Source organism: Candidatus Corynebacterium faecigallinarum (genome assembly GCF_052264515.1).
Lineage (GTDB): Bacteria > Actinomycetota > Actinomycetes > Mycobacteriales > Mycobacteriaceae > Corynebacterium > Corynebacterium faecigallinarum.
Genome location: NZ_JBQQOC010000010.1, coordinates 81,896 through 100,366, shown reverse-complemented (window position 1 = coordinate 100,366; position 18,471 = coordinate 81,896). Strand labels below are relative to the sequence as shown.

Sequence of the window (18,471 nt, the reverse complement as noted above, 5' to 3'; positions counted from 1 at the left end):
ATGGTCTCTTTCTCAACCGATCGGACGATACGCTGCCGCCCGACCCGCCCTAGGCTTGGTGACGTGCCCACCCCAGACAGGTCCACCGACCGGACCACCCTCGCCCAGTTGCTGGAGACGCTTCGGCTCAGCGTGCACCTGGCGTTCGCCGCACTACTCGTCGTCGCGCTGGTGCAGTTCCTCGCCCGTGGGTACTCCCCGACACACCAGGCCGCTGTCGTGGCGCTCACCGCCCTGCTGGCGGTCGTGTACCTCGCCGGCACGGTGTGGGAGAACCGCTTCGCCGCCGGCCGCACCACCCGGGACCTGCGCCGACTGACCGGCCCGTGGCTCTCGGTGGTGCTGGGCCTGTGGGTGCTGCTCGTGGTGCTCAGCGCGGACGCCGTGTGGTTGCTGTTCCCGCTGGTTTTCGTCACCCTTGCCCTGACCGGACCGTGGACAGGTGGTCTGACCGTCGCGGCATGTTGGGCGGTCGTGGCGGTGGTCCCCGTGATCACCGAGCAGCGCACCGGAGTCGGCGGCGTCATCGGTTCGGGCATAGGCGTCCTGTTCGCCGCGCTGACCTACTGGACCTATCTGCGGCTCACCCGGGAAGCCGAACACCACCGCCAGATCGCCGAGCAACTCCGCGCGACCCGCGACAGGTTGCTCGCAGCAGAGAACCAGGCGGGACGTCTCGCCGAACGCGAACGGTTCTCCCGGGAGATCCACGACACCCTGGCCCAGGGATTCAACTCCGTCCTGCTCCTCTCGCGTGCCGCCCGCACCGCACTGGACCAGGGCAGGGAGACGGACGCTGCGGCCCAACTCGAGGTCATCACCACCACCGCCCATGACAACCTTGTCCAGACCCGGGCCCTGGTCGCCGACGGCACCCGGGAAGAATCGGTGCCGCTGGTCGCCGCATTGCGCCAGCTCACCCGGGACGCCGAGCGTCGGGCCCGTGCTCTGGGGTCCGACGTGACGGTGGACCTTGACATCGATGACGACATCACCGGCACCGGGGACCTCGGCGGTGAGGTGGACGGGGCGCTGCTTCGGGTGGCGCAGGAGGCGGTCACCAACGCGGTGACCCATGCTGATGCGTCCCACATCCGGGTCACACTCGGGGTGTGGGACACCGAGGCGACCCTCGATATCTTCGACGACGGACGAGGGTTCGACCCGTCTGCCGTGCAACGCACGGCCACCAGCGGTTTCGGCCTCGCCGGGATGCGCAAGCGGGTCGCCGAGATCGGTGGAGAGTTCACCGTGGACTCGGTAGCGTCCGAAGCGTCCGGAGGTTCCGGCACCGTCGTCGCCGTCCGTGTCCCGATCAGCCAAGGAGGTGCCGCATGACCGGCAGTGATTCCGCAACCACAACCGGGACCGACCCGGTCCGCGTGATGCTCGTCGACGACCACCCGGTCGTCAGGGCGGGGCTGCGCGCGATTCTCGACAGCTTCGGTGACATCACCGTCGTCGCCGAAGGCTCCGACGGTGCCGATGCACAGGACGCCACGGTGGAGAACGTGGATGTCGTGGTGATGGACATCCAGATGGCCGGCACCGATGGCATCACTGCGACCCGGAATTTGGTCACCGCCGGAGGGCCTCCGGTTCTCATCCTGACCACCTACGACACCGAGGCCGACATTGTCGAGGCACTCGCCGCAGGGGCGCGCGGCTACCTGCTCAAGGACGCCCCCGAGGACGAGCTCCACCGTGCCGTCCTGGCCACCGCCGGTGGGGACGCCACGTTCTCCGCCGAGGTCGGTGCCGCGCTGGCACGCCGGGTCGGACGGCCCGACGTGGCGCTGTCGCGCCGGGAGACCGAGATCCTCCGGGCATTGGCGACCGGGGCGTCCAACCAGGACGTGGCTGCCGAGCTGTTCATCTCGCCGGCGACGGTGAAGACGCACCTGGTGCACATCTACCAGAAGCTCGGGGTGGACAACCGGACCGCGGCCGTGGTGGAGGCCACGGCCCGCCGACTGATCTGACGGTGGCCTGAGGCATCCTACCGCAGGCCGGCGAACAGCGACTCGGCGGCCGCGTCGTCCCACAACACCACGTTGCCGACCTCGGTGTCGGCGTAGCCGCCGACCGGGACGGTCTCCTGGTCGGCACCGCGGATCATGCCGAGTGCCAGGTGCGCCAGGTGCCACACGTGGTCGCCCTCGTCGACGGTGAGGGCGTCGGTGAACGCCGAGAACAGGGGCAGGGCCCGGAACGGGTTGGCCAGGGTGCCGAAGGAGCCGACCTTGGAGACCACGGCGGTGAGGAACTCGCGCTGGCGCTCCACCCGGTCCAGGTCGCCCTGTGCCGAGGTGTAGCGGGTGCGGACGTAGCCCAGCGCGGTCGGCCCGTCCATCTCCTGGCAGCCTGCCTCGAGGTTGATGCCGGCCATCGGGTCGTTGATCGGTTCGGACGGGCAGAGTTCCACGCCGCCGATGGCGTCGACGATGGCCCCGAAGCCGCCGAAACCGATCTCCATGTAGTGGTCCATCCGCAGGCCGGTGGACTGCTCCACACTCTGCTGCAGCAGCTGCGGCCCGCCGAAGGTGTAGGCGGAGTTGATCTTGCCCATGCCGTAGCCGGGGATGTCGACGTAGGAGTCGCGGGGGATGGACACCATCGTCGGCTTACCGCCGAAGGAGGGCACGTGCAGGATGATGATGGTGTCGGTCCGGGCGCCACCTTCGCTGAGGTCACCGGCGGCGTAGCGGTCGCCGTCCTCTTCGCTCATCCCTTCCCGCGAGTCGGAGCCGACGAGCAGCCAGTTCGAGCCACTGGTGTTGCCGACCTGGCCCTCGTATCCGGAGAGCGCGTCGATCCGGTTGATCTGCGAGTCGACCCACCAGGCGGTGCCGGCGAGGACGAGCAGGATGACCAGCAGCAGGACGCCGATGATGCGCATCGGGCGGAACCTGCGGCGTTTGCGGGGGCGCCGGGTTTTCGTCGGACGCTGCGGCTGCTGGGGTTGCTGGGCGTACTGCTGGGGTTGCTGCGGCTGCTGGGCGTACTGCTGCGGCGGGTACTGCTGGTACTGGTCCTGGTACTGGGCGGGCCGCTCATAGGGTGCGGCCTGCGGCGGCTGCTCAGGCTGACGACGGTACTGCGGCGGCTCCGGCTGCGCACGTCCCTGGCCGCCCTGCTGTCCCTGCTGTGGTTGCTGGCCGTGGGCAGAGGGGTCGCCGCCGTCGCGGCCGTCACCGAAGACGCGCGTGGAGTCCTGTCCGGCGGTGGGATCACGACGCTGGACGGGGCGTCCGTAGCGGTCGAGGATCGGCCTGCCGAACTTGTCGCGGGCGATGTTGTCGTCGGACGGGTTCTGGGGCATGGGGACAGCATAGTGCCGTCGGCCGGGGAAACAGGTCATCCTGTGGGCTGAGATCTCCCGACCCTGCCAGGCGGTTCGCTGGTAGAGGGTATCGCCGTATAATTGTCGACCATGGGTGACAATCTGGCAGCAGTGGCTTTTCCTGCGATCATGGCCGTGGTGGTGGCCGTGGTCGTCTCCTCGGTCACGAAAGCGGCGGGGCGGGGCGACCTGCCGCGGGACGGGTCGGTGGGGATCCGGACCAAGGCGACGAAGCTCAGCGATGCAGCGTGGACGGCCGGGCACCGTGCGGCGGTGCCCCGGGCACGGACGGTGAGTCTGCTGACCTCGGCGGTGGCACTGGTGATCATCGTGCTGGGCATGGTCGTGGACGCCACCTGGGTGATGGCGGTGGGCATCGTGCCCTTCGGTGTGGTCATCATCGGGATCATCCCGGTGGTGCAGACCGCCAACGCTGCAGCGCGGGAAGCGCATGCCGCCGAGCAGGCACGTCCGGCGAAGAAGAAGCAGAAGAAGCGGCGCTGACGGAGAAGCCTGCATAAGCCGGCGAAGTATGTTTCCTCGGGAAGCGAACGTACACCACGCCCTCACCGCAGGAAGGATCTCCACATGACGTCGATCACCCGTCGAATCTCCGCATCCGCCGCCGCCGTCCTCCTCGCCGCGGGAACAGCAGTTGCTGTCGCCCCGGGAGTCTCCGCGCAGACAGAACTGCCGACATCGAGCGAGAATTACACGCCCCCGGAGCCGGGCGACAGTTGGCTGACTGTACTGTCCCAGCAGATCAGTGGTCCGATCACCGTCGGCTCCCTGGTGGCCGTCTACGGCAGTGCTGTCGCCATGTGCACCTCGGATCTCACCGAGGGGCCGTCAAACGCCTGCTTCTGACTCCGCTTTCCGCCAGTCCTGTCCGGGCTCGCGCCCCGCCCTCCCCGGTCGTGCTGACCGGGGAGGGCTAACGTTTTCACAAGGGAAACGTTGTGATGGGGTAGGGGCGCCTCGCCCGGGGTGCCCCATCACGCTCACGGAGAGGAAACACCTTGCCAGGCCCATCTGACCATCGCGACACAACCTCCCGACGACGTGCGCGCGGCGGTGTCCGCGGTCGGGTCGCCGCCGCTGCCGCCGCCACGATGCTGGCCGCCGGGGGAGCAGTGGCCGTCGCTCCGTCCGCCAACGCCCAGGAGGGATCCCTCCCGCCGCCGGTCCAGTCGTCCTATGAGGCGCAGCACCCCTACGTGCAGCAGGCGCTCGGGAGCGCGGTCGTCGGCTCCTACGCTGCCGTCGCACTGCCGTACCTCATGTGGGTCTGCCCGGTCCTGGGGGACCTGGGACTGGTGGAGCCGACCAGCTGCCAGTTCTGACCCACTGTCATAGTTGACCCACTGCCATCCATCGAGGGGATGAGCACCATGGCAGGAACATCTGACTATTCACCCCGCAGCTCCCGCAGTAGCCGCAGTACCCGAAGTATGCGTTCGCGGGTCGCTGCCATCGGCGGAGCTGCCCTGATTGCCGTCGGCGGGGCGGCGGTCGCTGCCCCGCCTGCCACGGCAACTCCGGCGACAGAGCTGCCGACCCAGTCCTCGCAGGACGCCCTGGACACCGCCGGCGGTATCGTCCGCTCCGCACAGAGCAGTGTGGCCACCAGTGGCATCGTCGCCGGCTGGACGCTCTACTACTTCGTCTGGTGTCCGGTGGCCGTCCCGCTGAACCTGCAGGACCCGGCCAACTGCACATTCTGACCTGGTCGTCCGTCCCGACTGCACCGACAGAAGAACCACCGGCGTGGTGGTGGGATCCGAAGGGATCCCCGCCACCACGCCGGGGGGGTAATGCGCCGACCTAGCTGGTCGCTAGGCGTTCGCGGCGGTGCGGCCGGCGACGCGCAGACCGGTGTCGGTCATGTGCAGCGGCAGGTTACGGCGCTGGGAGGTGGTGTCGACCAGGCCGACGATCCACCGGTCGTTGGCGCACATCTCGTGGCCGCGGCTGGCCGGCTTCAGGCTGACGAACTGGCCACCGGCGGCCTTGGCGCCGTCACGGACGCTGCGCTCCAGGGCCCACTCGATGTCCTTGATCTGGATCAGGAAGCTGGGCACCTGGACACCGGGGATGAGGTTGATCGGGCAGACCTGGCCGGCACCGTTGGTGATGTGCGGCATACCGAGCACCTTGACGTTGGCGTTGGGGGCCAGCTTCTTGACGTGGGCGACGGTGCGCTGCACGGAGCCACGTAGGTTGGACTCGATCTTCGGCACCGGCAGCTGGTCGTTGAGCACGTAGGGGTAGGTGTCGTTGGTACCGGCCCAGATGACGACCTCGCCGGTGCTGCCGTTGAGCTTGCCGGCGGCCCTGGCCTTGTCGGCCTGGGTGGTGACGCGCATGCCGCCGGTGCGGTAGGACGATCCGGCGCAGGTGAAGTTGTCGACCTTCTTGCCGGACGCGCTGGCGTAGGCGTTGGAGAAGCGGTTGTCGGTACCGCAGCCGGAGCCGCTGAGGACCGGGTCAGGCAGCGGGAGGCCCTTGCCGGCGAAGTAGTTGTAGAGGTTCGGGTTGGCCACGACCGAGTCGCCGAGGACCACGGTGTTGCCCGGGGCAGCCTGGCTCTCCGGGGCGGACAGCAGGGTGCCGGACAGGGCGGCGACGGTGGCGACCGCGGCGGCAGCCAGGCCGGCGATGCGGCGTCCTGCGCGGGTCTTCTTGGTGGCACTGGCGCTGTGCCGGCCACTCTGTCGTGAGCTCATGGCGTCGGTGTTCCTCTCGTGAAACATGTGTCGTAGCCGGTGTCTTCCGGCGCTGGGCCCGCTGTCTAAGGTGGGCCCTCGGGGGCTTCTTGCCAAACCGTTCTCCAGGGCAACGACGTTACAGTACCGTGATATTAGTGGACAATCGGCAAAAATGTAACCCCTGGTGCAAAAGTGACAGATGTGACGTAAGTTGTCGCAGTGGCCATCGGTCCGGGATTTCTCCGTGATTTTCCGGGCGCACCCCCGAGTTTGTCCCCGGGTCTGTCGCGTAACCGCCCACCGCCAGATGGGGTGAACCGCAGTTACCTGACCAGGATCTTTAGTCGTTCGGTATCGAAATGGTCACCCCGGCCGGTATGGTAGCCGAAAGTAGTTGTTTGGCTTCACGTGTAAAGCCTCGCTGAGGTGTGTCGGATGGTGGCGGGTGTCCCCGCGTTCATTGCCGCCTCCGACATCGACCCGCCGATCTGCCCCCCCAGAACCGACCCCCACAATCAACCCACCGAAAGGAGGGGCAGTGTTCGAGCAGCTGTCCTATGACCTCAAGGGAGCCCTCCGGGGCTCCAAAGCGTTCCTGGACACCGGATTCCTCAAAGGCTCCACGCCCGCCGGAGGACTCGGTGTCGCCAAGGCGCTGGGGCGCTACGGGACCAGCCTCGCCGGTCTCCTCGAGGGAACCGCGGCACGCTTCCCGGACCGTCTCGTCCTCGTCGACGACCAGGGCGAGCTGACCTACCAGGAGCTCGCCAACCGGGCCCGCCTCACCGCACATACCCTGGCCAGCCACGGCATCGGCCCGAACAGCCGGGTCGGCATCATGGCCCGCAACGGCCGCGGCTTCTTCATTCCGCTGGCCGCCAAGGGCTACCTCGGCTACACCGTCTTCCTGCTCAACGTCGGTGCCTCGAAGAACCAGCTGGCCGACATCGTCAAGGAGCACAAGCTCGACGTCATCTTCGTCGACTCCGAGTTCGACGACCGCTTCCCCGAGGACCTGTCCGACTTCGGCTGCACCCTCATCCACGCCGATGCTGCCGAGGGCTACCGCACCGACTTCGACTACCCCACCATGGAGGAGTTCTGGACCTCCCCGGGGCCGCACAACGACGCCTTCCCCTCCCGCCCGAAGCAGGGCGGCGTCGTCCTGATGTCCTCCGGCACCAGCGGCACCCCGAAGGCCGTCTCGCACACCGAGCCGTCCTTCCCGGTCGGTGTCCTCGGCCCCGCCCTCGAGGGCCTCGGTGTCAAGGCCGGCGACCGTCTCCAGCTCACCGCCTCCCTGTTCCACGTGCTCGGCTGGGGAGCCTCGGTGCTCGCCATCGTCGCCGGCTGCACCCTGGTCACCCAGCGTGAGTTCAAGCCGAAGAACGTCCTCAAGCAGATCGAGGACTACAAGTGCACCGGCACGATCAGCTCCGCGGTCTTCCTCAAGGACGTCCTCGCCGCCGACGACGGCAGCTACGACACCTCCTCGATGACCTGGATCATGAACGCCGGCAACGCCATGAGCGAAGATCTGGTCGTCGGCCTGCAGGAGCGCTACGGCAACATCGTCTCCAGCGGCTACGGCTCCACCGAGGGCCTGCTCGTGGCCTTCGCTAACCCGGAGGACCTGGCCGCCGACCCGCTCACCGCCGGCTACCCGGTGTGGAACGGTCGCCTGGAGGTCCTGGACCAGGAGACCGGCAAGGAGGTGCCCGCCGGTCAGGTCGGCATCATCCACGCCATCAACGCCCTGTCGATGAAGGGCTACCTCGGCGACCGTGACAAGGCCGAGTACCGCAACGGCATGATCGACCTGGGCGACAAGGGCATCGTCGACCCGGAGTCCGGCCGCCTGCGCGTGCTGGGACGCAACAACGACATGGTCATCGTCGGTGGTGAGAACATCTGGCCGACCTCGGTGGCCGAGATCATCGACCGCCTCGACGGTGTCGCTGAGTCCTACTGCGTCGGTGTCGAGGACGACGAGAAATTCCAGCGCGTCAAGGCCTACGTCGTCGTCGAGGACGGCGCCACCGTCACCGAGGATGATGTCCGCGAGCAGGTCGAGCACAACTTCATGAAGCCCGCCATCCCGCGCGACGTGGTCATCATGAGCGCCCCGCTGCCGCGCAACGCCATCGGCAAGGTCGTCAAGCGCGAGCTCGAGGCCTTCGGCTGATCTGGCCGACGCTGCGGTGTTGCCGGCCGGGTGACTGATCCGGTCACTGGCCCGGTGACTGGCCCGGTGACGGTCGGCATGACCGGGAGGCGCGGAAGCCGCCCCAGATCATCCCGCCACCGAGGAACAGAAGAGCGGTGGCGAACATCAGCACGCTGCCGACGCCGTAGTCGTCGGCGGTCGACCCGCGGATGGTCGCCGCCACGGCCAGTACGATGCCGACCACCAGCGTGATGAGCCCCGCCCCGCCGACCCACGGTCCACCGCCGAGGTCGGTGCGGGCGGTGTCTGATTCTGCAGCCAACCTCCGCGCCTTGCGGTCCCGGGTGAATCCCAGGGGAAAGACCACCAGGAACCCGAGGAAGAAAATCATCCCCAGGGAGAACACCAGGTTCTCCAGGAACGCCGCGACAGACGCGAAGGTGACAGTGACGGCGACGGCCAGGATGATGAGACGGTCATGCTGTCTGAGTGAGATACTCATGTGTCCAGACTGTCGATTTCTGGCCCCGTCATTTTCCCGTTGCCCCCGGTCAAGGCCCTGAGCCAGCACGTGTAGCTGTGGGACGTGTTCTGGGGGTTGTTCTGGGCGGGGTGGGGTGCCGTGATGGGCCCCAGCTACAACCCGGGGGTCGAGCCCAGCATCTGGTAGCCCACGAAAGCGACGGTGTCGATGAGTCCATGGGCGATGATCAGGGGCCACACCCGTCCGGTGCGGTAGAAGAACCAGACGAACACCAGACCCATCACCATATTGCCCAGTCCCGCCGAATAGCCCTGGTACAGGTGGTAGCTGCCGCGCAGCACGGCGGAGGCGACGAACACCCACACCCACGGCACCCGGATCTGACGCAGTCGGGTGCACAGCCATGCGACGACCAGCATCTCCTCGGCGAAACCGTTGGCCCAGGAGTTCACCACCAGCAGGATAAGGTCCTGAATACTGCGGTCGAGTCCGGTGGGGATCACTTCACGGGAGAATCCCAGCTGGACGGCGGCGACGTAGAAGACCAGACCCGGCAGCCCGATCAGTGCTGCCAGGCCCATGCCGGGCAGGATGTCCCGCCATGCCGGGGTGAGCACCGGCAACACCGGTCGACCGGAAGCGCCCTTCGCTGCCGCGCCCCTCGTCGGCAGGCGCAGCAGTGGTCCGGTCACCGCCCCCAGATCCCCCAGTCGCGGCGGAACGTGCCTGATCAGCAGGAACAGTGACAGTCCGCCCCAAGCCACCAGCACTCCGGAGGAGATCAGCTGGAAGGCTGGGTCGAGCCAGGCGAGGTCCGACTGCCGGGCGTTGAGCGTGGTGGTCTGCTCGTTGAGGTCTTCAGGCATCGTCGCCGCCTCGACCAGCCGCAGGATGGCGCGGATGCCGGATGCGCCGAAGGTGACTGCCAGCACGATGAGGATCTCCCAGCGCAGGGCATTGCGGTCAGCCGCCGTCTGTCGACTGCGGTCGATGTTGGACTGCATCTGCGCCTCCGTCCGTGCTGTTGTTCTTGAGGTTGGCTTAACTGCCCCAGCTGGGTGTCGCCGCTGGGTGGCTCTGCTGGGTGATAAGAGGTGAGTGTACGCACCGACCAGCACCGCCTGACGTGGAATCCCCATGCCCAGGGGTACGGTTGCGGGCCGGTGAGCGTACCTCCAGCCATGGGGATTTCGTAGTGGCTACTGGCGGCTACTGGCGGCTCGTAGTGGCTACTGGTGGCTCGTGGTGGCTACTGGCGGCTCGTAGTGGCTATCGGGGAACGGCCACGGCGAGGACATCGAGGGCAGCCGGATCGGTGGCGACGAGGTCGGCGACGGCATCCTGAAGGTGGGCGCCGAGATCCAGCAGCTCAGCGACACTGACCCGGTCGGACACCGCCCCCAGGTGCACCGACACCGGCCAGCGCCCGCGGCCTGCCGCCCCGGCCGGGATCAGCGGTACCGACAGTCCGGCCCACCCGGTGAGGTTCCACAGCGTCGCCCACGGGGTCCACGCCGTCTGCGCGGCGAAGTCCAGCTCCGGGCGTCCCACCGCCGGATCCGAGAACCGGGAGAACGCCCCGACCGGTGGGGGCGGGAACGCCAGCGTCGGGGTGATGACCACGTCAACCTCCGACCAGGCTGCGCACACGTCCTCGGGCAATGCCTGCACCGCCGCCGATGCCTCGGCCACCCGTTCGGCCGACAACGACCGGCCGCAGGCCCGCAGCCAGGTCGGCATCGCCGTCATGGGGGCGGGCAGCCCGGCACAGCGGGCAGCCATGACGTCGGAGAAGACCGCGAATCGCTCCACCGAGTACGGCGGCTCCACCGGTGCGACCCCAGCCACTCCAGGGTGGGTGACCAGCAGTGCAGTGGCCGCCCCGGTGGCATTGGCCACCGACGGGTCCACCGGCTCATGCGAATGGAAGGGCAGGTTGGAGTGCCCGACACGTACCGGACGCCCCGCCGTCGCACGCCGCGACACCGATTCCCACCAGGGCACCGGTGAGTCGGTTACCCCGTAGGCACGGGCCGTCAGCTCCAGGTCCGCGGCGATGTAGCCCTGTGCGCCAGGATTCGGCAGGGCGGCGTCCCCACCATCAGGGAACACGGCGTGCCGCGGCTTCAGCCCGGGCAACCCGACTGCTGCCGCCGGCACCCGGATCGACCCGCCGCCGTCACTGGCGTGGGCGACGTCCACGACCCCGCGGGCCACCGCCACCGCCGCCCCAGAGGACGACCCACCGGTGGTCAACGAGGCGTCGATCGGGTTCACCGGGCCCCGACCGGTCACCGGCTCGGTGTACACCGTGGCCCCGAACTCGGCGGTGACGCTGGAGCCGACCAATCGGGCACCGTCGTCCAACAGGTGCTGCACCGCATCGTCGGAGCTGGTGGAGCGTACGGCATGTGACGGCTCGCCGAAGGTGGTGACCTCACCGGCGACCCGGTTGAGGTCCTTGACCAGCACGTCGAGACCGCGCAGCGGACCGTGGGCGTCCGGGTCGACGTGCGCGCGGTCGTAGAGGCGCACCACGCCGACCTCCTGCGGAGACAGCCCGGTCCGTACACACACCTGGTGAAGGCGCCGGGACACGGCATCGGTGCTGCCGGCATCGGTCCTGCCGTTGGTGTCCCCAGGGTTCGTCATGGCGTCCCACCCTACCGGGGACCGGTAGATTGGTGGCATGAGCGAAACCAGCCCATTCACCGTGGCCTACCTCGGCCCCCGCGGTACTTTCACCGAGCAGGCCGTCCTCAACTTCCAGGATGCAGGCCATCTGCCGGCCGATGCTGTCCACCGCACCGTCGACTCCCCGGCCACCGCCCTGGACCTGGTGCGCAACGGGGAGGCCGACCAGGCGGTCGTCGCCCTGGAGTCCAGCGTGGACGGGCCGGTGACCCAGACCTTCGACTCCCTGGCCAGCGGTCAGCCGGTGCAGATCCTGCGGGAGCACGATGTGCCGGTGGTGTTCTCCATCCTGGTGCGTCCCGGCACCCGTGTGGCGGACATCCAGACCTTCACCACCCACCCGGTCGCCCAGGCGCAGGTCCGCGGCTGGGTCGGTGAGTATCTGCCGGAGGCCCGGTTCGTGCCGGCGACATCGAATGGTGCAGCCGCGCAGGCGGTCGCCGAGGGGCGGGTGGACGCTGCGGCGGCACCGGCCCGCGCCGGGGAGATCCACGGCCTGGTTCCGTTGACGGTAGGGGGCAGCGAGGCTGCCGAGGTCGCCGACGTTCCCGGTGCGCGGACCCGTTTCGTGCTGGTGGGACGCCCGCAGGCCCCGATGCCGGTGACCGGTCGCGACCGCACGGCTCTCGTGCTGCAGGTGCCGAACGTCCCGGCGTCACTGGTGATGGCGCTGATGGAGTTGGCGACCCGTCGGGTGGACATGTCGCGGATCGAGTCGCGGCCCACCCGCGAGCGTGCCGGGACCTACAACTTCCACGTGGAACTGGTCGGGCACGTCGACGATGGTGCCGTGGCCGAGGCGCTGGCCGGGCTGTACCGCTACTGCGACCGGATCCGGTTCCTCGGCTCGTGGCCGCAGGAGGGGTGGGTCGGTGGGGTGTCGGGTCCGGCGGGTTCGGTCCCGCCCGACTACCGTGATTCCCGGGAATGGGTCCGCTCGTTGCGACGCGGACAGCACGATCACCGGGCGGCGACGCCGGAAGGAGACCTCGACACGTGAGTCGACTGCTGCTGATCCGGCATGGTCAGACGACCTCGAACGTCCGTCAGGCACTGGACACCGCCCTGCCAGGTGCGGCGCTGACCGACCTGGGCTGGTCGCAGGCCTTCGCCGCCGGTGAGTTGCTTGCCGGGGAACAGGACGAGGCGGCGGCACCGTTGGCGATGGTGTCCTCGCAGGCGCTGCGGGCCCGGCAGACAGCGGCGGGGATCGCCACGGGCGGTCATGGCCGCGGCCTGCGGTTGTCGGACACCGGACCAGGGACGTCCTTCGCCCGGGCGCTGGGGGAGCTGGCGGCGGTGGAGATCACCGACGGGATCACCCATGAGGATGTCGGCCCACCGCGGTCGGCGGCGTCCGATCCGGCGTCCGAGCCGGTGACGGCAGCCGGGGCGACCGGCGTAGGGGCGACCGGGGTGACGGGTCTGACCGGACCGAATCCGGTGTCGACCACGCTGCCGCTGGTGATGCCCGGGGCGGTGCCGGGGATCTCGGAGATCCCGGCGGGACGCTATGAGATGCGCGAGGACCACGAGGCGCACTACGACTACCACCGCACCTTCGCCGAATGGCTGGGTGGGGCGATGGACGTGCCGGTGCCGGGGGCGTCGACCGGGCGCGAGGTGGTGGCCCGCTACCTCGACACGCTGCTGCCGATGGCGGCATCGGTACAGCGCGAGGGGTCGGACCTGGCCGTGGTCAGCCACGGCGCGGTGATCCGGCTGATCGCCGCCTACCTGGGCCGGGTGGACCCGGAGTACGCGATGCGCACGATCATGCCGAACACCTCGCGGGTGGAACTGGAGATCCCGGACGCCTTCGACTCCACGCGGGGCGGCGCCGGTGGGGCCGCCCACACCGATGCGCTGGCCTCCGGCTGGAAAGTCGTGGACTGGGCCGGGCACGGCGAGCCGCTGCGCGCGGCGGGTTGACCGCGGCGGGTTGACCGTGGCGAGCTGACTGCAACGGGTTGACTGGGACAGGGTGCGGCGGGCTGGGCCGCGTCCGTCCTACCCCCAACCGAGTTCGTGCAGACGCTCGTCGTCGATGCCGAAATGGTGGCCGATCTCGTGGACGACGGTGACCGCCACCTCGTCCACCAGCTGCTCACGCGAGTGGCAGTAGCCGCACAGGGCGTCCTTGTAGATGCTGATCTTGTCCGGCAGGAACGTCGGCCATTCCACGGACCGGTCGGTCAGAGCCACCCCGTGGTAGAGACCGAGCAGGGTGGGGTCCTCCTCATTGTGGTCCTCGACGACGATCGCCACATTGTCCAGCGCGTCCAACAACTGGCGGGGGATCTGCCGCAGTCCGGCATCGACGAGGTCCTCGAACTCCTCGTCAGTGATCTCGACCATCGTTCACCCGTTCCTCAACCGTCCTTCAACCGTCTCCGTCAGTCGTCCTGCCCGTTGTCCCGGTCCCGCAGCGGACGACGGTCCGGCGGGTCCTCCGGGGCCTCACCGTCGATGGTGAACTCCCCGCGCACGTCACCACGCAGATCGGCGAAGGAGTCATCGTCCCGGGCCTTGGTCAGTGCACAGTTGACCGTGCGTGAGCCGGCGTTCCAGGACTCCTGCGGCAGCGTGGTCCAGAACGGGGTGAGCGTGGACTGGTACAGCGCCTCGTCCTCCCCCCCGTCGGCGGGTGCCTCACCACCGTTCATGAAGTCGATGGCCGCGCGGGTACACACCGCGTCGAGGTGCTCGTTCTGCTTCTCCAGCGTCGGCCACGCGCCATCGTTGAAGGTCTCGCCCAGGTTCTCCGTCGAGGTGACGACCCAGGAGTACGGGGTGTCACAGCCCACGTTGCGCACCCGGTCACCCTCGGCGCGCACGCAGGTCTCCACCGACGCCGCCGTCGACTGGTCGGTTTCCGCGGCACGTCCGGACACTTCGGCGTACCTCCCGTCACCCTCCGGCACCGCCACACCACAGAGCATGATGCGGTCCCCAGCGTCCCAGGCCGCCTCGGGCGGGAGGATGGGGGCGATCGAGTAGCGGCCCTGCGGGTCGAGCCGGCCGTCCAGGTGGCTCATCGTCGGGCCGGCGCAGAGGTCGGAGGTCAGCTGCGACTGCCGGTCCAGGTCCGGCTGCGGGGCGTCCGGGCCGAACTCACTGGTCGGGTACTGCGACAGGTCCTCGCGGGTGGAGACCTCGAAACGATGCGGCTGCGCGCAGTCCACCACGGTGAAGTTGGTGGTGACCTCCCCGTTCTGGTCCCAGTTCACGCAGTCGCCGGTGTCGGCGTCGGTGAAGGCCGCGAGTTCGGGGTCGTCCTCCTCCGGGCTGGTCCTGGCCACCACCGACGCATTATCCGGCGCAGCGTACTCGTACACTGCCGCGCCGAAACCACCGGCCAACGCAGCCGTCAACGCCACGGCGACCGTCCGGCGACGTGCACGGGGACGCTTCCGGGCAGAAGCGTGCTCCTCAGCGGCACCGGTGTCACCGGTGGTGCTGGCGTTACTGGTGTCGCTGGGCTCGGTGTCTCGGTCGGAATTCGGGTCGATGGTCGACATAGGGGGCATTCTTTCACAGGGGACGCGGGTTTCCGCCAGGCCATGGGGCCACGTGGGGCACCACTATAGCTAAGCTGGACGACATGATTGATCTCAAGTTCCTCCGGGAGAACCCCGACGTCGTCCGTGATTCCCAACGTACCCGCGGTGAGGACCCCAGCCTGGTGGACCAGCTCCTGGAGGCCGATCAGCGTCGCCGTGAGGCGATTTCCTCCGCTGACGTGGCACGATCCGACGCCAAGGCGTACTCCAAGTCGATGGGCGCGAAGATGAAGGACGCCACCGACGAGGAACGCACCGCACTGCGTACCGAAGGGCAGGCCCGCTCGGCGAAGGTCAAGGAGCTCGAGGCCGAGCAGAACGCCGCCGTGGCTGCCGTCAACGACCTGCAGATGAAGCTGTCCAACGTGGTCACCGGCGCGCCCGCCGGTGGCGAGGACGACTACATCGTCCTGGAGCACATCGGTGAGCCCACAGAGTTCGACTTCGAGCCCAAGGACCACCTGGAACTCGGCGAGTCCCTGGGGCTGATCGACATGGAGCGCGGGGCGAAGGTCTCCGGTGCCCGCTTCTACTTCCTCACCGGCGACGGCGCCCTGCTGCAGCTCGGCCTGCTGCAGCTCGCCGCACAGAAGGCTCGCGACCACGGTTTCCAGCTGATGATCCCGCCGGTGCTGGTGCGTCCGGAGATCATGGCCGGTACCGGCTTCCTCGGCGCCCACGCCGACGAGATCTACCGCCTCGAGGACGATGACATGTACCTGGTCGGCACGTCCGAGGTCGCCCTGGCCGGCTACCACAAGGATGAGATCATCGACCTGTCGGACGGTCCGGTGCGCTACGCCGGCTGGTCGTCGTGCTTCCGTCGAGAGGCCGGTTCCTACGGTAAGGACACCCGCGGCATCCTGCGCGTCCACCAGTTCGACAAGGTCGAGATGTTCGTCTACGCCAAGCCGGAGGAGGCCGAGCAGGTCCACCAGGAGCTGCTCGCCATGGAGAAGGACATGCTCTCGGCCGTCGAGGTGCCCTACCGGGTCATCGACGTCGCCGGTGGCGACCTGGGGTCCTCGGCCTCCCGCAAGTTCGACACCGAGGCCTGGGTGCCGACCCAGGAGACCTACCGCGAGCTGACGTCCACCTCGAACTGCACCACTTTCCAGGCCCGCCGGCTCAAGACCCGCTACCGTGACAGTGACGGCAAGGCCCAGACCGCCGCCACCCTGAACGGCACCCTGGCCACCACCCGCTGGCTGGTGGCCATCCTGGAGAACAACCAGCAGGCCGATGGTTCGGTGGTGGTGCCCGAGGCACTGCGTCCGTTCGTCGGCAAGGACGTCCTGACTCCCAAGAAGAAGTGACACGGAAGGTAGAGACTCTCCCATGGCTTTCAAGCTTCCCCGCGACCACTTCTGGCTCCCGAAGGGGTTCACGGTCCTCCCCGCACTGCCGGACACCCCGCCGCACCCGGAATCGCGTGAGCCCTTCTACGGTCGGCTCATCATCCCCTTCGCGAAGCTGTGGATGCGTCGCATGCAGCACCTGGAGGTGGAGATCCAGAACCCGGAGCGTATCCCCGCCACCGGCGGTGCGGTGATCGCGGTGAACCACACCGGCTACTGGGACTTCGTCTTCGGCGGTATCCCCGCCGCCTACCAGGGAGGACGCCTCGTCCGCTTCATGGCGAAGAAGGAGATCTGGGACAACAAGGTCGCCGGGCCCGCCATGAGCGGCTGCAAGCACATCCCCGTCGACCGTGCCGACGGTGCGGCGTCGGTGCGTGAGGCCACCGAACGGGCCGCAGGTGGAGAACTCATCGGCATCTTCCCGGAGGCGACGATCTCCCGTTCCTTCGAGGTCAAGGAGGTCAAGGATGGTGCCGCACGTATCGCCCACGAGGCCGACGTCCCACTGATCCCCGTGGTGATCTGGGGGTCGCAGCGGATCTGGACGAAGGGGCGCAAGCCGAAGTGGCGGCTGAAGAAGGCCGAACTCGTCATCTCGGTCGGCGAGCCGGTCGAGGTCGACGAGGACGCCAAGGCCTCCGCCCAGCGTCTGCATGATGCGATGGCCACCCGCCTAGACCAGGTCCGGGCCCGGTACGACGAGCTCTACGGCCCCTTCCCGGACGGGGAGTACTGGATGCCGCAGTCGCTCGGCGGGTCCGCCCCGTCGCTGGAGGAGGCCACGGTCAAGGACCGGGAGGACGCCCAGAAGCGCCGCGAGGAGCGCATCGCCCGTGAGGCCGAACAGGCGGCCAATCCTGAGTCCCAGAAGAAGCCCCAGAAGAAGCCCCAGAAGAAGCCGCTGTGGAAGAAACTGCTCCGTCGCTGATTGTCAGCGACCTCGACGGAACCCTGCTGACCTCCGCCGAGCGGGTCTCGCCCCGGACCCGCGCGGCGATCGGACGCCTGGTGTCCTCTGGTGCGCGGTTCATCCCCGCCTCGGGGCGTCCGGCCCGCTGGATGCTGCCGGTGATCGAACAGATCGGGCTGCGTCCGGTCTGCGTCTGTGCGAATGGCGCGGTGGTCTATGATTCGGCGACCGACCGGATCACCTACGCCGCCGAACTCGCCCCGGCGGTGTTGTCGCAGGTCGCCGCGCAGGTGCGGGACGCCACGACCGGCATCCTCGCTGACCGGGGGCTGCCGCCGGTGACCTTCGCCGTGGAGCGCGCCGGGGTCAGTGCCTTCGACCGGGTGGATGAGCTGTTCGCCGTGGAGGAGGACTACCCGCACGCCTGGGAGTCGGAGGAGCATGCGGTGGAGAGCCGGGACGCACTGTTCAGCAAGCCAGCGGTGAAACTGCTGGTGCGACAGGAGCAGATGCACTCATCCGAGATCTTCGATCTGGTCAGTCCGGTCGTTGATTCGGCGGATGCGCATGTCACGTGGTCCTTCAGCGGTGGGCTGCTGGAGATCAACGTGCCCGGAGTGACGAAACTGTCCGGGCTGGCACATGCGTTGGGTACGCCCCGCGACGGCGACGCGTCCGACGGCGGTGCGTCCCGCGACGACGACGGTGGTGCGCCCGGTTCGCCCGCGATCCCGGATATTGACCCGGCGCAGGTGGTGGCTTTCGGCGACATGCCGAACGACATCGCGATGCTGCGGTGGGCGGGCCTGGGTGTGGCGATGGGCAATGCGGTCGACGAGGTCGCCGCCATCGCGGACCACCGCACGGCCTCCCATGACGACGACGGGGTCGCCGAGGTTCTCGAACGCTGGTTCTGAGTACTTCTATCGCGGCGGTCTGACCGGGCTTCTGATCTTATCGCAGTCGGTACCCGGTGTCGTGCTGCCCCTGGCCACCGACCATGTCGGCGACTCCGGCCGTGATGAGTTGTTTGAGCGCGTAACGGGTCGTCGGCACCGACCACCTCGACGCCGGATGCGGTCTCGGTGGACCAGCGCATTGGCCAGGAGTTCTCGGACAGCCCTGAGCGGGAACTCAGGACCCCGGACCATGTGACCATCAGGGCGGTGAACATCCGATGTCCCGGTGTTCGTGGTGATCCACTCCTGAACCTCCTCCAGTAGGACGGGCAGCGGCCCGTC

19 protein-coding genes are annotated in these 18,471 nt (G+C 68.4%); 12 read left to right on the top strand and 7 right to left on the bottom strand.

The genetic code is table 11. The annotated features are described in order from the left end of the window. Window positions 1–63 precede the first annotated feature (63 nt). Window positions 64–1,338, top strand: a complete 1,275-nt coding sequence (locus ACTXPP_RS07275) for a sensor histidine kinase (RefSeq protein WP_443341547.1) — start codon at window positions 64–66, stop codon at window positions 1,336–1,338. Further along, the gene (locus ACTXPP_RS07270; RefSeq protein WP_301497665.1) at window positions 1,335–1,982 is read left to right on the top strand and encodes a response regulator transcription factor; all 648 of its coding nucleotides are present in this window, start codon (window positions 1,335–1,337) and stop codon (window positions 1,980–1,982) included. The genes ACTXPP_RS07275 and ACTXPP_RS07270 overlap by 4 nt, the downstream gene beginning before the upstream one ends. Before the next feature lie 17 nt (window positions 1,983–1,999). Here ACTXPP_RS07270 and ACTXPP_RS07265 read toward each other — a convergent pair whose 3' ends face one another. Then, complete coding sequence (locus tag ACTXPP_RS07265) at window positions 2,000–3,322, bottom strand: LCP family protein (RefSeq protein ID WP_443341545.1); 1,323 nt, start codon at window positions 3,320–3,322, stop codon at window positions 2,000–2,002. A 111-nt stretch (window positions 3,323–3,433) separates the two neighbouring features. Between ACTXPP_RS07265 and ACTXPP_RS07260 the strand changes: the two genes are divergently transcribed. The 4 genes from ACTXPP_RS07260 to ACTXPP_RS07245 all read left to right on the top strand — a co-directional run bounded on the left by ACTXPP_RS07260 (window position 3,434) and on the right by ACTXPP_RS07245 (window position 5,067). After that, window positions 3,434–3,847 (top strand): SdpI family protein, encoded by a 414-nt coding sequence (locus ACTXPP_RS07260; RefSeq protein ID WP_443341544.1) that lies wholly within the window; start codon window positions 3,434–3,436, stop codon window positions 3,845–3,847. Between the two features lie 84 nt (window positions 3,848–3,931). Then, window positions 3,932–4,210, top strand: coding sequence for a hypothetical protein (locus ACTXPP_RS07255; protein WP_301497671.1), 279 nt, complete (start codon window positions 3,932–3,934; stop codon window positions 4,208–4,210). Window positions 4,211–4,362: 152 nt separating this feature from the next. Next, a complete protein-coding gene (locus tag ACTXPP_RS07250; protein WP_443341542.1) occupies window positions 4,363–4,686 on the top strand; it encodes a hypothetical protein in 324 nt (107 codons plus the stop codon). A gap of 48 nt (window positions 4,687–4,734) precedes the next feature. Beyond that, a complete protein-coding gene (locus ACTXPP_RS07245; RefSeq protein WP_443341541.1) occupies window positions 4,735–5,067 on the top strand; it encodes a hypothetical protein in 333 nt (110 codons plus the stop codon). Window positions 5,068–5,178: 111 nt separating this feature from the next. Here the strand turns inward: ACTXPP_RS07245 and ACTXPP_RS07240 are convergent, their stop codons facing one another. Continuing rightward, window positions 5,179–6,069, bottom strand: coding sequence for a GDSL-type esterase/lipase family protein (locus ACTXPP_RS07240; RefSeq protein ID WP_443341540.1), 891 nt, complete (start codon window positions 6,067–6,069; stop codon window positions 5,179–5,181). A 520-nt stretch (window positions 6,070–6,589) separates the two neighbouring features. Here ACTXPP_RS07240 and ACTXPP_RS07235 point away from each other — a divergent pair. Next, on the top strand, window positions 6,590–8,236 hold the full coding sequence (locus ACTXPP_RS07235) for an AMP-binding protein (RefSeq protein ID WP_443341538.1): 1,647 nt from the start codon (window positions 6,590–6,592) through the stop codon (window positions 8,234–8,236). Between the two features lie 43 nt (window positions 8,237–8,279). Here ACTXPP_RS07235 and ACTXPP_RS07230 read toward each other — a convergent pair whose 3' ends face one another. From ACTXPP_RS07230 to ACTXPP_RS07220, 3 genes are all read right to left on the bottom strand, one after another. Continuing rightward, window positions 8,280–8,720: a hypothetical protein gene (locus ACTXPP_RS07230; protein WP_443341537.1), complete on the bottom strand. Its 441-nt coding sequence runs from the start codon at window positions 8,718–8,720 to the stop codon at window positions 8,280–8,282. 134 nt (window positions 8,721–8,854) lie between these two features. Then, window positions 8,855–9,706, bottom strand: a complete 852-nt coding sequence (locus ACTXPP_RS07225) for a CPBP family intramembrane glutamic endopeptidase (RefSeq protein ID WP_443341536.1) — start codon at window positions 9,704–9,706, stop codon at window positions 8,855–8,857. A 265-nt stretch (window positions 9,707–9,971) separates the two neighbouring features. Further along, complete coding sequence (locus tag ACTXPP_RS07220) at window positions 9,972–11,354, bottom strand: amidase family protein (RefSeq protein WP_443341535.1); 1,383 nt, start codon at window positions 11,352–11,354, stop codon at window positions 9,972–9,974. 37 nt (window positions 11,355–11,391) lie between these two features. Here ACTXPP_RS07220 and pheA point away from each other — a divergent pair, with 37 nt between their 5' ends. Both pheA and ACTXPP_RS07210 read left to right on the top strand, forming a co-directional pair. Next, on the top strand, window positions 11,392–12,396 hold the full coding sequence (gene pheA, locus ACTXPP_RS07215; protein ID WP_443341534.1) for a prephenate dehydratase: 1,005 nt from the start codon (window positions 11,392–11,394) through the stop codon (window positions 12,394–12,396). Beyond that, window positions 12,393–13,328, top strand: coding sequence for a histidine phosphatase family protein (locus ACTXPP_RS07210; protein ID WP_443341533.1), 936 nt, complete (start codon window positions 12,393–12,395; stop codon window positions 13,326–13,328). Before pheA ends, ACTXPP_RS07210 begins: the two co-directional genes overlap by 4 nt. A gap of 78 nt (window positions 13,329–13,406) precedes the next feature. Here ACTXPP_RS07210 and ACTXPP_RS07205 read toward each other — a convergent pair whose 3' ends face one another. Together ACTXPP_RS07205 and ACTXPP_RS07200 are read right to left on the bottom strand one after the other, a co-directional pair. Beyond that, on the bottom strand, window positions 13,407–13,754 hold the full coding sequence (locus tag ACTXPP_RS07205) for a metallopeptidase family protein (protein WP_301497194.1): 348 nt from the start codon (window positions 13,752–13,754) through the stop codon (window positions 13,407–13,409). A gap of 38 nt (window positions 13,755–13,792) precedes the next feature. After that, window positions 13,793–14,917, bottom strand: coding sequence for a septum formation family protein (locus ACTXPP_RS07200; RefSeq protein ID WP_301497195.1), 1,125 nt, complete (start codon window positions 14,915–14,917; stop codon window positions 13,793–13,795). Between the two features lie 83 nt (window positions 14,918–15,000). Here ACTXPP_RS07200 and serS point away from each other — a divergent pair, with 83 nt between their 5' ends. Genes serS through ACTXPP_RS07185 form a run of 3 tightly spaced genes read left to right on the top strand, consistent with a single transcriptional unit; the run spans window position 15,001 to window position 18,147 of the window. Continuing rightward, entirely contained in the window at window positions 15,001–16,275 is a 1,275-nt protein-coding gene (gene serS / locus ACTXPP_RS07195; RefSeq protein ID WP_301497197.1) for a serine--tRNA ligase, read from the top strand. A 22-nt stretch (window positions 16,276–16,297) separates the two neighbouring features. After that, window positions 16,298–17,248 (top strand): lysophospholipid acyltransferase family protein, encoded by a 951-nt coding sequence (locus ACTXPP_RS07190; RefSeq protein ID WP_301520463.1) that lies wholly within the window; start codon window positions 16,298–16,300, stop codon window positions 17,246–17,248. Beyond that, a complete protein-coding gene (locus tag ACTXPP_RS07185) occupies window positions 17,224–18,147 on the top strand; it encodes an HAD family hydrolase (protein ID WP_301498198.1) in 924 nt (307 codons plus the stop codon). Before ACTXPP_RS07190 ends, ACTXPP_RS07185 begins: the two co-directional genes overlap by 25 nt. Window positions 18,148–18,471 lie beyond the last annotated feature (324 nt).